This window comes from bacterium (assembly GCA_035308905.1).
Lineage (GTDB): Bacteria > Sysuimicrobiota > Sysuimicrobiia > Sysuimicrobiales > Segetimicrobiaceae > DASSJF01.
In genome coordinates, this window is record DATGFS010000030.1 from 1 (window position 1) to 12,607 (window position 12,607).

General features: G+C 72.7%; 14 protein-coding genes. 3 read left to right on the forward strand and 11 right to left on the reverse strand.

Features of this window, described 5'->3' with window-relative positions:
• On the reverse strand, window positions 1-174 hold a 174-nt coding region (locus VKT83_08390; GenBank protein ID HLY22471.1), incomplete at its 3' end, for an SDR family NAD(P)-dependent oxidoreductase.
• A gap of 174 nt (window positions 175-348) precedes the next feature.
• Here VKT83_08390 and VKT83_08395 point away from each other — a divergent pair.
• The 3 genes from VKT83_08395 (at window position 349) to VKT83_08405 (ending at window position 4,069) form a co-directional block, all read left to right on the forward strand.
• Entirely contained in the window at window positions 349-1,605 is a 1,257-nt protein-coding gene (locus VKT83_08395; GenBank protein ID HLY22472.1) for a hypothetical protein, read from the forward strand.
• Between the two features lie 101 nt (window positions 1,606-1,706).
• Window positions 1,707-2,792: a glutamate 5-kinase gene (gene proB / locus VKT83_08400; protein ID HLY22473.1), complete on the forward strand. Its 1,086-nt coding sequence runs from the start codon at window positions 1,707-1,709 to the stop codon at window positions 2,790-2,792.
• Window positions 2,789-4,069 carry a glutamate-5-semialdehyde dehydrogenase gene (locus VKT83_08405; GenBank protein HLY22474.1) on the forward strand — a complete coding sequence of 427 codons (1,281 nt, stop codon included), beginning with the start codon at window positions 2,789-2,791 and terminating at the stop codon, window positions 4,067-4,069. Before proB ends, VKT83_08405 begins: the two co-directional genes overlap by 4 nt.
• Here the strand turns inward: VKT83_08405 and VKT83_08410 are convergent, their stop codons facing one another.
• From VKT83_08410 to acpP, 10 genes are read right to left on the reverse strand one after another with little or no spacing between them, the layout of a single operon-like run.
• Window positions 4,070-4,714, reverse strand: coding sequence for a LysE family transporter (locus tag VKT83_08410; GenBank protein HLY22475.1), 645 nt, complete (start codon window positions 4,712-4,714; stop codon window positions 4,070-4,072).
• Between the two features lie 7 nt (window positions 4,715-4,721).
• Window positions 4,722-5,426, reverse strand: a complete 705-nt coding sequence (locus VKT83_08415; GenBank protein ID HLY22476.1) for an HAD family hydrolase — start codon at window positions 5,424-5,426, stop codon at window positions 4,722-4,724.
• On the reverse strand, window positions 5,423-7,000 hold the full coding sequence (locus VKT83_08420; GenBank protein ID HLY22477.1) for a hypothetical protein: 1,578 nt from the start codon (window positions 6,998-7,000) through the stop codon (window positions 5,423-5,425). The genes VKT83_08415 and VKT83_08420 overlap by 4 nt, the downstream gene beginning before the upstream one ends.
• Complete coding sequence (locus tag VKT83_08425; GenBank protein HLY22478.1) at window positions 6,997-7,740, reverse strand: ABC transporter ATP-binding protein; 744 nt, start codon at window positions 7,738-7,740, stop codon at window positions 6,997-6,999. Before VKT83_08425 ends, VKT83_08420 begins: the two co-directional genes overlap by 4 nt.
• The gene (locus tag VKT83_08430; protein ID HLY22479.1) at window positions 7,737-8,945 is read right to left on the reverse strand and encodes an FtsX-like permease family protein; all 1,209 of its coding nucleotides are present in this window, start codon (window positions 8,943-8,945) and stop codon (window positions 7,737-7,739) included. The genes VKT83_08425 and VKT83_08430 overlap by 4 nt, the downstream gene beginning before the upstream one ends.
• Window positions 8,946-8,949: 4 nt before the next feature.
• Window positions 8,950-9,768 carry an FtsX-like permease family protein gene (locus tag VKT83_08435; GenBank protein ID HLY22480.1) on the reverse strand — a complete coding sequence of 273 codons (819 nt, stop codon included), beginning with the start codon at window positions 9,766-9,768 and terminating at the stop codon, window positions 8,950-8,952.
• Window positions 9,769-9,797: 29 nt separating this feature from the next.
• Entirely contained in the window at window positions 9,798-10,301 is a 504-nt protein-coding gene (locus tag VKT83_08440; GenBank protein ID HLY22481.1) for an HIT domain-containing protein, read from the reverse strand.
• On the reverse strand, window positions 10,298-11,032 hold the full coding sequence (gene rnc, locus VKT83_08445; GenBank protein ID HLY22482.1) for a ribonuclease III: 735 nt from the start codon (window positions 11,030-11,032) through the stop codon (window positions 10,298-10,300). Before rnc ends, VKT83_08440 begins: the two co-directional genes overlap by 4 nt.
• 1 nt (window position 11,033) lies before the next feature.
• On the reverse strand, window positions 11,034-12,275 hold the full coding sequence (gene fabF / locus VKT83_08450) for a beta-ketoacyl-ACP synthase II (protein ID HLY22483.1): 1,242 nt from the start codon (window positions 12,273-12,275) through the stop codon (window positions 11,034-11,036).
• Window positions 12,276-12,307: 32 nt separating this feature from the next.
• Complete coding sequence (acpP, locus tag VKT83_08455; GenBank protein HLY22484.1) at window positions 12,308-12,556, reverse strand: acyl carrier protein; 249 nt, start codon at window positions 12,554-12,556, stop codon at window positions 12,308-12,310.
• Window positions 12,557-12,607 lie beyond the last annotated feature (51 nt).

The window sequence follows — 12,607 nt, forward strand, 5'->3', positions numbered from 1 at the left end:
GGTACGGCGCGTCGCGCCCGCGATCTCATCCGCCGCCCGCGCGACGGCGTCTTCGCGCCGGCTGCCGATCACGACGTCGGCCCCGGCTTCGGCGAAGCCCTGCGCGATCGCGCGGCCGATGCCGGCGCTCGCGCCCGACACCACGGCCACGCGGCCTGACAGGTCCACCTGCATACGCGCTCCTCCTCGAGTTTGGTAGGAGGCACACTACATCGTTGGGTTCTTGGCCTCGTCGCGCGCCGCTTCCTCCGGCCGCGGGAGGCGGCGACGCACGGTGGAGGAGTCGGCGCGTACATGGGAAACACCAGACGCGTGCGCGTCCGTATACAGAGCTGTGTGCGACGAGCGATGAGACGGAACACCGCCCTGCGCTGTGCCGCGGTGCTCGCGCTGGCCGCGACCCTCACCGCCGCCCGGGTGCCGCCGGGCGCCGCGCAGGGTCCCGCGGTCGAGGCGCTGGCGCCGGTTTCGGTCACGGGCGGCCCAGCCACGGTCGACACGCTGCGGCTCGCCATCACGACGTCCGCCCGGCTCGCGCTGGGGTTTCAGCCGTCCGCCGTCGTCCGGGTCGCGCAGACCCAGCCCGCGTTGGTGCCGCTCGACGCGTCCGCGGCCGAAACGGTGCTCGCCGGGCTGACCGTCCACGCGCCCGGGATGCCGCCGGCGACCCGGCTGGTCCGGGTCGCGCTGACCAACGCGATCATCCCCTGGAACGACGCCGAGATCCTGCTCGTCAGCAACAGTCCGGAGACGATCCCCTTCGGCAAGGTCCTCTACACCGGTGCGCTGTCGTCGGGGCAGACCGTCCGCCTCTTGTTCCACCATCAGAACGGCTCGAAGGCCCAGCACATGTTCATCACGGTGACGCTCAGCAACCCCGCCCGCGACGCGGTGTCGCTGTGGGTCCAGGGCGCCGCCGGCGCGCCGTCGCAGGAGGAGGTCACGCCGGGCCACGACGCCGCCCGGACGTTTCTCGACGAGTACGCCCATCACGCCGGCTTTCTGGTCCGTCTGCCGGGCAACACAACCGTGCCGCTGTTTGTCGAAGACCTGCCGCCGCTCGGCATCACAAGCGGGATCGCGCAGTTCGGTCTGCTCGATGGCGACCGCGTGAACGTCCAGGTGGCGGCGCGGCTCGCGGACGAAGGAGAGCCGCCGACGATGAGCTTCGCGCCGGACTTCGACCGCGTGCATCAGCGCGGGGCGTTCGTCCGGCCGCAGATCGGACGGACAATGACCTATTCGGTCGGCGGCCCGCCGGTGATGATGGTGCTCGCCGCGGATGCCGACCTGCTGCACGAAGGGCAGACCGGGGCGCTGCTGCAGGGCAACTACGGCGTCGTCTACCGGTTCAACGTCGACGTCGTCAACGCGACCTCGTCACCGGCCGCGGCGGCGCTCGTCCTGCACGCGGACGGCGGGCAGGCCCGCGGGACGTTCGTGATCGGCGAGCAGGTCGTCGAAAGCCAACTCGTGCAGCCGAATGCGCCGCAGGTCGTCGCCACCTTCCCGCTGCGGCCGCAGACGCGCCGCACGATTCGAATCCTCACCGTCCCGGAGAGCGGGTCGAACTACCCGGTGCGTCTCACCCTCGGCGCACCGTGATGCCGGCCACGCCGGTCGTCCCGTCTGACGCAGGACCTCCGGCCGCGAAGCGCCCTCCTGCCCCGGCCGAGGCGGGACCTCTGACCGGCGCGTCCAGGATCGTGCTGAAGGTCGGCACCACCACCTTGACCGGCGGCGGGCCCGTCGTCGACGCCGGCCGCATCACCGCCGTGGCCGAGGACGTCGCGGCCGCGGTTCGGCAGCGCCGGCAGGTGCTGCTCGTCTCGTCCGGCGCGATCGCCACCGGCGCCGGGCTGCTCGGCCGCAGGCGGCCCCGGCGCCTCGTGGAAAAGCAGGCGTTGTCCGCGGTCGGCCAGCCGGTGCTGATGCAGCGGTACGGGGCGGCGTTTGACCGCCTCGGACTGCGCGCGGCGCAGATTCTGCTCACGCGCCAGGACTTCGCCGACCGCCGGCGCTACGTGAACGCGCGTCTCACGCTGCTTGCGCTGCTCGCCGACGGCGTCGTCCCCGTGATCAACGAGAACGATACGATCGCGACCGAGGAGATTCAGATCGGCGACAACGACACTCTCTCGGCGCTCGTGGCCAGCCTCGTCGGCGCCGACCTGCTCGTGATGCTCTCGGACGTCGAAGGCCTCATGACCGCGGATCCGCGGCGGCAGCGCGCCGCCCGGCTGATCCCCACCGTGGAGCGGATCGACGCGCAGATCGTCCGGGTGGCGCGCCGGACGATGACCCCGCAAGGCGTGGGCGGCATGGCCACGAAGATCGACGCGGCCCGCATCGCGACCGAGTCAGGGGTGGCGACGGTGGTCACCGGCGGATCCGTGGAGCGCCCCCTCACCCGCCTGCTCGCGGGCGAACGGCACGGCACCCTATTTCTGCCGGCCGGCCGGTTCTCCGGCCGCGGACGCTGGCTCGCTTTCGGGCTCGTCGCGCGCGGCACGCTCGTCGTCGACGACGGCGCCGGCGCGGCGCTGCGCCGCGGCAAGAGCCTCCTGCCGGCCGGCGTGGTCCGGATCGACGGGACGTTCGACGCCGGGGAGGCCGTCACGATCGCCGACGGCCGCGGGCAGGAGCTGGCCCGCGGGCTCGTCAACTACTCCAGCGCGCATCTCGCCAAGATCCGGGGACGCCGGACCTCCGAGATCGCGCGGGTGCTCGGCGAGCGGACCCACGACGAGGTCGTGCACCGCGACAACCTGGTGGTGACGGCGGAACGGTGAGCATCCCGTCTGAGGCCCGGGGACGAACGGCGGCGGTCGTCGGCGTGGAAGCGCAGGCCCGCGGCGCGCGTGAGGCGGCGCGCACGCTGCACCACGCGTCCGACGAGGCGCGCCGGGCCGGCCTCGCCGCCATCGCCGCGGCGATCCGGTCGCAAGCGCCGGCGATCTTGGAGGCGAACGGCCGGGACCTCGCGTCGCTCGGGGATCGTCCGGCGGCGTTTCGCGACCGGCTGACGCTGACCCCCGGCCGCGTCGAGCAGCTCGCGCGCGCGCTGGAGGAGATCGCCGCGCTCACCGATCCGGTCGGCGCCGCGGTCGATGTGCGCGCGCGGCCGAACGGCATGGAAGTCCGGCGGGTGCGCGTGCCCATCGGCGTCGTCGCGATGATCTACGAGTCGCGCCCCAACGTGACGGTGGACGCCGCGGGGCTCTGCCTTCGCTCGGGCAACGCGGTCATCCTCCGCGGCGGCGCGGAATCCCGCCACTCCGACGAAGCGCTGGGACAGGCGATCGCGGCCGGGCTGCGCGCGGCGGGGCTCCCCGAGGCCGCGGTCACCCTGCTCGCCCGCCGCGACTACGACGCGATCCGCGAACTCGTGCGTCTCGACGGCTTGGTCGACCTGGTCATCCCGCGCGGCGGCCCGGCGCTGATCCGGCTCGTCGTCGAGCACGCCCGCGTCCCCGTGTTGAAGCACGACCGCGGCGTGACGCACGTGTTTGTCGACCGCGACGCCGACCTCGAGATGGCCGTGCGGCTCGTCGTCAACGCCAAGACCAATCGTCCCAGCACGTGCAACGCGCTGGAGAAGGTCCTGATCGACGCGCCGGCGTCGCCGCGGGTCATCCCGCCGCTCGTCGCCGCGCTGCGGACGGCCGGCGTCGAGGTGCGCGGCGACGCCGAGACCCGCCGGTGGGCGCCCGACGTCACGCCGGCGACGGACGAGGACTGGGACGCGGAGTATCTGGACCTGACACTGGCGATTCGGGTGGTCGACGGATTGGACGCGGCCGTCGAGCACATCGGGCGGCACGGGACCGGCCTCGCCGATGCGATCGTGACGCGAGACCGCGCCCGCGCCGAGCGGTTCGTGCGGGAGGTCGACAGCGCCGCAGTGCTGGTCAACGCGTCCACGCGGCTCGTGGACGGCGGCGAATTCGGGCTGGGCGCGGAGGTCGGCATCAGCACCAACCGCCTTCACGCGCGCGGGCCGATGGGCCTGGAGGACCTGACGACGACAAAGTGGATCGTCTGGGGCACGGGACAGACCCGTGCCTAGTCAGGGCCGCCGCAAGATCCCCGCGTTCGCGGCCAGCACGGCCAGGAGCTTGACCCCGAAGTACGCCATCGCGAGTCCGCAGGCCAGGTTGATCCATCGGTAGAAGCGCGCCGATAACCATCTCCGTCCCCATGCGATCATGCCGGCCATGAAAAAACACCAGGCAATACACGCCAGCATGAACGCGATGAAGAAGATCACGAGCAGGTGTAGCCGGTGCACGACTCCCAGGGCGGCCACGGCGCCGCCGCCGACGCCAAGCCAGAACGCGATGTTTTGCGGGTTCGACAGCGACAACGCGGCACCGGCCGCAAAGTCGCCGCCGGAGGCGGGCCGGCGGGCCGTAGGCAGCGCGCCCGCCCACGCCTCCCGGAGCGCGTGCCACGCCAGGTAGAACAGCAGGAGAACGCCGAGGGCGGTGAGGCCGGTCGCAACCGGCCGATACACCGCGAGGTACGCGACTCCGGACAGCGCGAGCGCGGCCCAGGTGGCATCGCCGACGAGCGAACCGAGCTCCGTCAGCAGCGCGCCGGCGAATCCGCGGCGGACGCCTCGCCGGAGGGCTTCAGCCATGACCGCGCCGGGCGGCGCGCAGAAGACCACGCCGAGCGCGAAGGCGGTCCAGAAAACGGCTGGGGTCGCCAAACGATCGTCAGGACAGCGGGCCGGCCGAGCCGCCCAGCGCCGTGATCGTCTCGAGGCCCACCTCGATCAGGCTGTCCGCGACGAGGTCCGCGGCCGAAAAATCCATCCCGCGGGTCAGCGCCGACGGCACGGCGATGCACCGCATGCCCGCCGCCTTGGCGGCGCGTACGCCGGACTCGCTGTCCTCGATCGCGACGCACGCCCATTCCGCGACCCCCAGCCGCTCCGCGGCCAGGCGATAGACGTCCGGCGCCGGCTTCGCCCGCGGCACCTCGTCGCCGCCGGCCACGGCGTCGAACTTGTCCGCCAGCCCGAGCCGCTCGAGCAACTCGCGGACCCGCTCGCGCCGCGACGACGAGGCCACGGCCGTCCGGAGCCGGTGGGCGCGGACGCTCTCCAGCAGGGCCACGACGCCCGGCAGCGGCGTGAGAAACGCCGGCTGGAGACGGTCGTGGTGATCCTGCCACAGCGCGCGGGCGGCCTCCGGCGCCATCGGACTGCCGGGCTCTCGAAAGCGGCCGAGCGGATCGAACGGGCTGTCGTTCCTGCCGATGTTGCGGCGCCACGACTCGACCGGAAACGGCCAGCCGTGGCGCGCGTGCACCGCCTGCCATGCCAGAAACTCCGGCGTCTCGCTGTCGACGATGAGGCCGTCCATGTCGAAGATGACGGCGCGGACTCCGGCGGTCATGCTCGGGTTCGGCGCGGTCACGGCCGCACGAACGTCTCCGACACCGCCGGACCCTGCCAGGCGACCGGCACCCCGCCGACCGTCCCGCGAAGGGTCGCGTCGCCGCGCAGCTGTAAAAAGATGGGGGTGCCCCGCGACGTCCCGGTCGCGTTCGGGGATCCGAGCGGCCGGCCGCCGAGCGCGTCTACGACCCTGATCCGAACCGTCGCCGTATCCGGACCGCTGGCCGCCCGGATGGTGACGTCGGACGGCGCCGGCACCCGGCGGCCGTCCACCAGCGGTCCCGGCCGCCAGCCGGCGTAGATGACGTCCGTGATCGGGAGCGCGCCGACGAAGCCCCCCTGCTCCCGCGCGGACGACGCGGCGGCGCCGGCGGAGCGCCAGAGAAACATCGTGGCCCGCGTCCCGCTTCCGTCACCGGCAGGAGACCGCACCGCGGACGCGCCGCCCGGAAGATGGACGTTCGCGTACACGAGCGCGCCCGCGTCGCTTGATGCCTGCCCCCAGTCCCAGGACACGCCGCCCCACGTACCCCAGTTGTGGTCGTGGAAGGCCGGCGCGTTCGTCAGCGTGAGGATACGGCCGCCCGCCTGGATGGTCCCGTCGGCGCGTCCGCGGGCCACCGGCACGACATATCCGCTGACGACGCTTCCGAGCCGCAGCTCCGTCGCCGGCAGCGCGAAGCCGCGATCCGGCCGGATCGTGAGACGGACCCGGAGGCGTGGGTCGTCGACCGCGAGGTGGTATCCGGCCGCGTCGGCCGAGAGCCGGGCCGGCCCGACGTGCTGCTCGGCGGTCGCGGTGGAGATGTCGCCCGGCAGCAGCACGCTCGGCAGGAAGACGTCCTGGACCGGCGCCCCGGGCAGCTTCACCCGGGCCAGCACCACGCCCAGCGGATCCGCGCCGGTCATGAGCGTCAAATAGGCGTATCCGCCGGTCGCCGGATCGAGCACGTTGAAATAATCCCATTCCACCCACGCGGCCCGCGCTCGTGCCGGCCGGCTCGGAGCGGCCCCCGTCCCGGCGGGAGGCCGGGGCGCGGCCGGAGGTCCCGCGTCGGACGGGGCCGGCGCTTGATGGAAGTGATCGAGGCGGTCCGCAAGCGACGCGGGCGGCGGGTTCAGCCACGTCTTGTCCGCCGCGCTGTCGGTCCCGTCCGTGACGGCGCGCGCGGCGTGGGCCTGCGTATCCAGCGACGGAATCCCGGCCGAGGCGTCCGCCGTCACCACGCGTCCGCGGGCGCGCACGTACAGCAACCGGGACGAGATCTGCGGGGCCGCGGCGATCACGTCGCGGCGGAACCGCGGGCCCTCGAGGACCTCGCGCACGAGAAAGCCGGCGTTGGGCACGGTCAAGAACATGCCCGTCACCCCGTTGACCTTGATGACCGCGGGGTCGATCCCCTCGGGCAGGACGACCACGTCCCCGCCCGCGACGAGGTTGCGGTCCTTCGCTTCGAGCAGCAGCGCGTCGCCGACCGAGAGCAGCGCGATCATGATCGCCACGCCGATGCCGTAGCCGAGCAGCAGCAGCGTGGACCGCCACGGCCGATCCAGCAGCGCCCGCCGGGCGACCAGCCACGCCGCGGGCGTCATACGACCACGCCGTTTCGCATGCGGAGCCGCAGATCGGCGAGCGCCGCCAGTTCCACGTTGTGGGTCACGACCACCACCGCGCAGCCGTCCTGCGTCGCGTCGCGCAGCAGGCGGATGATCTCGCGTCCCGTCTCGTCGTCGAGCTCGCCGGTCGGCTCGTCCGCGAGCAGCAGCGCCGGGCGGTTGGCGAGCGCCCGGGCGATGGCCACGCGCTGCATCTCGCCGCCGCTTAACTGTCCGGGCCGGTGCGCGGCGCGGCCGGCGAGGCCCATCCGCTCGAGCAGCGCCGCCGCCCGCGCGCGCCGCGCACCGGCGGGCACGCCGGCTTCGAGCATCGGCAGCATCACGTTCTCTTCGGCGGTCAGCATCGGCAGCAGAAAGAACCGCTGGAAGACGAAGCCGACGTGCGCGAGGCGCACCCGGGCGAGTTGGGCGTCGGGGAGCGCGTGCGTCGGCTGTCCCAGCAGCGTCACGGTTCCGCTCGTGGGCAGGTCGACGCCGCCGAGCAGATGCAGGAGCGTGGACTTGCCGCAGCCGCTCGGACCGACGACCGAGATCATACGGGCCGCGTCCACGGTCAGACTGACCCCGCGCAGGGCGTGCACGGTGTCGCCGGCCGTCCGGTACTCTTTCGTGACCGCCGCCGCCACGACGACCGCGGCGTCGCGGCGCGGGCCGGCCGCTTCTGGGCCTGCGGTGCGGGCCGAAGATGTCCCTCCCGCCGCAGGCGACGTCTTCACGAGAGGACCTCCGCGTGCAGGGTGGCCGCGACCGCGGTCCTCGACGCGACCGCGGCCGGATACAGACCGGCGACGGCGCCGGTGGCGGTGAGGAGCATCACCGTTCGCGCCGCGGCCGCCGGCGTCAGCACGAAGAAGTGGAGATCGACCGGCAGCCCCGGCGCCTGCCTCAGGATCGCGTCGAGGTAGCGCGCGATGACCAGCCCGAGCACGAACGTGCCGGGCAGGCTCGCCACGCCGAGGGCCATCCCTTCCAGCACGACGAGGGCCGCGATCCGCGCGCGCGTGAATCCGATCGCCCGCAGCATCGCGATTTCACCCAGGCGCTCGGCGACCGAAAGCGTGACGATCGCGGTAATGAGCAGAAATGACACGGCCACGCTGAGCGATCCGAGGATCAGCGAGAACTGGCTGAAGTACGTGAGCCGCGTCGCGAGGCGCGCCAGGAAGTCCGCGTTGCTGAGCGCGTCGACGCGCGGATCCCGCGCGGCGATCCAGCGCGCCAGGGGGCCGGCGCGCGCCGGATCGCCGAGGCGCACAAGAATCATCGACGCCGCGCCGGCCGGCCGGCCCTGCAGGGCGCGCAGATCCGCGGTCGCGATCGAGATCGACCGCTGCGCCGCCAGGTCGACGTAGAAGTCCGCGATGCCCACGACGCGAAACGCGCGCGGCGCCGCGAGCGGCGCGAGCCCGCGCGACGGGACGGCCGAGAGCACCACCGTGTCCCCGACGCGCACGCCGTCGCGCCGCGCCATGATCGGGTTGATGACGGCGGCCGGAGGTCCCAGGGCGGACGGCGCGGCGGGCAGGTCCGTCCCCTCGAGGAGCGCGTAGGCGCCCACGCCGCCGCGCGGCACCGCCAGCACGAACGACGGGAAGCGCGCGCCGCCGTGCTCGACGTAGACGTTGGTGGCGGCCACCGGCACCGCCGCGGTCACCCCGGGCTGCCGCGCGATCGCGCCCGCCAGTCCGTCGGCGGCGGGAATCTCCTCGTCACCCGCGAAGGGCAGCGACCCTTTCGGCAGCACGCGGAGCGCGAAGCCGATCCGGCCGAGCACGGCGCCGAGGCTCGTCTCGAGGCCGTGGGCGAGCATCGTCATGTCGAGCAGCAGCGCCCCGGTGACCGCGAGGCCGAGCAGGACGAGCGCGGTGCGGGCGCGGCTGCGCCCGAGCGTGCGGCGGGCGAGGAAGACGAGCGACGCCATGCGCCTACCGTCCCATCTGGTCGAGCGGACGCCGGCGCAAGAGGCGCCACGCCGTGAGCGCGCCCGCCGCGACCCCGAGCACCACCGACAGCGCGCCGGCGTCCGCGACGAGGCCCCACGTCACCTGCGAAAAGACGATGTCCGTCTCGAACAGGCGCCGGTAGTACCCGTTGATGGCGAACGAGAGCGCGTAGGCCAGGCCCGCGCCGGCCAGACTGCCCGCGGTGGCAACGGCCGTCGCGACGAGCAGCACGGCGGCGGCCACCGTGCGCGTGCCGACGCCCATGAGCCGCATCATGCCGACTTCGCGCCTCATCTCCTCGCCCCGCAGCGTCATGATCGTCACCAGGAAGACGCTGCCGGCGAGGACGGCGACGGCCCCGATCGCGCGGTGGAACCGCGCCACCACCTCGAACGAGCTGGAATTGCGGCGGGCGAGGTCGGCGGAGGTGTACGCGTGCACCCCGACGCCCATCGACGTCAGATCCGAAGCGACGCGGGAGGCGCGCGACGGATCGCGCAGCCGGACGACAATGCTGTCGACCTCGTCGGCGCTTCCCGTGAGCGCCTGCAGGTCGCTCAGATGCAGCCGGACGTCGGCCTCCCGATCGGCGACCTCGGTCGGGTACAGGAGCGGCCGGTACAGATGCGCGATCCGAACGCGCCGCCACGGGCCCGCGGCGGTCGAGGCAATTTCGATCTCGTCGCCGGCCCGAACACCGAGGGCGCGCGCGGTCCGGTCGCTGACGGCGACGTCGATCTCCGGCGCCGGCTCCCACGGCGCGGCGGCAACGGCCGCAGCCGCGAGCGCGGCCGCCAGCACGCCGCATCCGGCGGCAAGACGAAGCCGCGTCAGGATTCCGGGCCCGCCGGCGGCGTCGCGCGGAGCGCCGCCGCGAGGCGATCGTACGTGGCCGTCAGTTCCTCGGGCAGCACCTTGGTCTCCCCGAGGACGGGCATAAAATTCGTGTCCCCGACCCAGCGGGGCACGATGTGGGTGTGGAGGTGGTCCGCGATGCCGGCGCCGGCGGCGCGGCCGATGTTCATCCCGATGTTGAATCCCTCCGGCCGGTAGACCTCTCGCAGCGCGCGCATGGACGCCTGGACGAGGCGCTGCATCTCGAGCTGCTCGTCGTCCGTCAGATCGCCGGGATCGGCGACGTGCCGGTGCGGCACGACCATGAGATGGCCCGAGTTGTACGGGTAGACGTTCAGAATGACGAAGGCCAGCCGGCCTTGGATCAGGATGCCGCGGTCGCGGTCCCGGCCCTCACGGGGAAACGTGCAGAAGATGCAATCCGTCATCGGCGGTCCTTTGATGTACTGCAGCCGCCACGGCGCCCAGAGGTACTTCACCCGTCGCGGCTCGGGCGGAGGTGGTCCAGCGCCTGCTGGGCCGCGGCCTGCTCCGCCTCCTTCTTGCTCTTGCCCCGGCCCTCGCCGATGACGCGGCCGCTCACTTCCACCACGGCCACGAACGCGCGGCTGTGTTCCGGACCCTCCTGGCCGGTGATGCGGTAGCGCGGCAGGCGGCGTTCGCGCTGCTGCACGAGTTCTTGGAGCAGACTCTTGTAATCGCTGCCGCCCGGCTCCTCGAGGCGCGACAGGTCCTCCGCGAACCACCGCGTCACGCAGTGGTGGGCGACGCCGTACCCCGCGTCCACGTACACCGCGCCGACGACCGCTTCCAGCGCGTCCGCGAGGAGCGACGCCCGCGACCGTCCCCCGCCCTTCTCCTCACCCCGCCCGAGCAGCATGTAGCGGCCGAGGTCCATCACGCGCGCGATCCGGGCCAGCGGCCCCTCGCTCACCACCGAGGCCCGCAGGCGCGCCAGGTCCCCCTCGAGGCGGGTCGGGAACAGCCGGTAGAGGTGGTCTGCGACGACGAGGTTGAGGACCGCGTCGCCGAGGAACTCGAGGCGCTCGTAGTTGTCGCCGTGCCGGCTCCGCGCGTCCGTGCCGACCGAGCCGTGCACGAGGGCGGTGTGCAGGAGCGTCCGATCGCGGAAGTGCACGTCGAGCCGGCGTTCCAGCTCGGCGAGCTGCGCGTCCCGATCCGGGGCGAGCGGTTCGAACAGCTCCACCATCTCAGGAGGGGCTCCGCACGATCAGGATCGAGTTGTGGCCGCCGAAGCCGAAGCCGTTCGACATCGCCGTGGTGATGCGGGCCGCCCGCGGCACGTTCGGGACGTAGTCGAGGTCGCACTCCGGATCCGGGGTCTCATAGTTGATCGTCGGCGGCAGCGCTCCGCGCGCGATCGCGAGCACGCAGGCGATCAGCTCGACCCCGCCCGCGGCGCCGAGGAGATGCCCGGTCATCGACTTGGTCGAGCTCACCGGGATGCGCCGCGCGGCCTCGCCGAAGACCCGCTTGATCGCGAACGTCTCGAATTTGTCGTTGTATTCGGTGCTCGTGCCGTGGGCGTTGATGTAGCCGATCTCGTGCGACTCGAGCCGCGCGTCCCGAAGGGCCCGCCGCATCGCGAGCGCGGCCCCATCGCCCTCCGGGTCCGGCTGGGTGATGTGGAAGGCGTCGGCGCTCGCACCGTACCCGACGAGCTCGCCGTAGATCCGGGCCCCGCGCCGCTCGGCGTGGTCCCACGCCTCGATGACCACGACGCCGGCGCCCTCGCCCATCACGAACCCGTCCCGGTGAAGGTCGAACGGCCGGACGGCCTTCGTCGGGGCGTCGTTGCGGGTGCTGAGCGCCTTCTCCGCGCAAAACCCCGCCAGGCTGAGGGGGGTGATCGCCGCTTCGGTGCCGCCGCACAGCATCGCCACGGCGTCCCCGCGCTGGATCTTCCGCATCGCCTCGCCGATCGCGTGGCCGCCGGTGGCGCAGGCGGACGCGACGGAGAAGTTGGGCCCGCGCGCGCCGGTCAGCATGCTGACGATGGCCGAGGCGCTGTTGTGCATCATCATGGGAACGAAGAACGGGCTGATGCGGCCGGGCCCGCGTTCGAGCAGCAGCTGGTGCTGCGCCTCCCACGTGATCGCCCCGCCGGTGCCGGTCCCGATGATGACGCCGACGTCGTCGCGGATCGACGGCGTGATTGCGAGGCGCGCGTCGTCGAGCGCCATGCGCGACGCGGCCACGGCGAAATGCACGCATCGGTCGTTGCGGCGGACTTCCTTGCGGTCGAGGTAGGCGGCCGGGTCGAAATCGGGGACCTCCGCCGCGATCTGCGCATCGTAACCCGCCGGATCGAACGACGTGATGCGGCGGACGCCCGACCGGCCCTCCATCATCGCGTTCCAAAATGCGTCGGCGCCGGTGCCGATGGGACACACCACGCCCAGGCCGGTCACGGCCACCCGTGTCTCAGTCATTGCGGTACGTGCGGGCCCGCCCCGGCGTCCGGCTACTCCGCGGGCGCCTCGACATGGCTCTCGATGTACTTGATCGCCTCGCCGACGGTCGCGATCTTCTCCGCGTCCTCGTCCGGAATCTCGATGTCGAACTCCTCCTCGAGCGCCATGACCAGCTCGACGACGTCGAGCGAATCCGCGCCCAGGTCCTCGACGAACTTCGACTGCGGCGTCACCTGGGCGGCGTCCACGCCAAGCTGCTCGACCACAATCGCCTTTACCCGGTCAAATGCCGATGCCATCGTTCGTGCACCTCCTCGGTGACTAACGCCAGTCCACCCCAAGGTTTCGCT

Coding starts and splice junctions, on each gene's coding strand:
- VKT83_08395 (HLY22472.1), top strand. CDS start 349: ATGAGACGGAACACCGCCCTGCGCTGTGCCGCGGTGCTCGCGCTGGCC.
- VKT83_08420 (HLY22477.1), bottom strand. CDS start 7,000: ATGACGCCCGCGGCGTGGCTGGTCGCCCGGCGGGCGCTGCTGGATCGG.
- VKT83_08430 (HLY22479.1), bottom strand. CDS start 8,945: ATGGCGTCGCTCGTCTTCCTCGCCCGCCGCACGCTCGGGCGCAGCCGC.
- rnc (HLY22482.1), bottom strand. CDS start 11,032: ATGGTGGAGCTGTTCGAACCGCTCGCCCCGGATCGGGACGCGCAGCTC.
- fabF (HLY22483.1), bottom strand. CDS start 12,275: ATGACTGAGACACGGGTGGCCGTGACCGGCCTGGGCGTGGTGTGTCCC.
- acpP (HLY22484.1), bottom strand. CDS start 12,556: ATGGCATCGGCATTTGACCGGGTAAAGGCGATTGTGGTCGAGCAGCTT.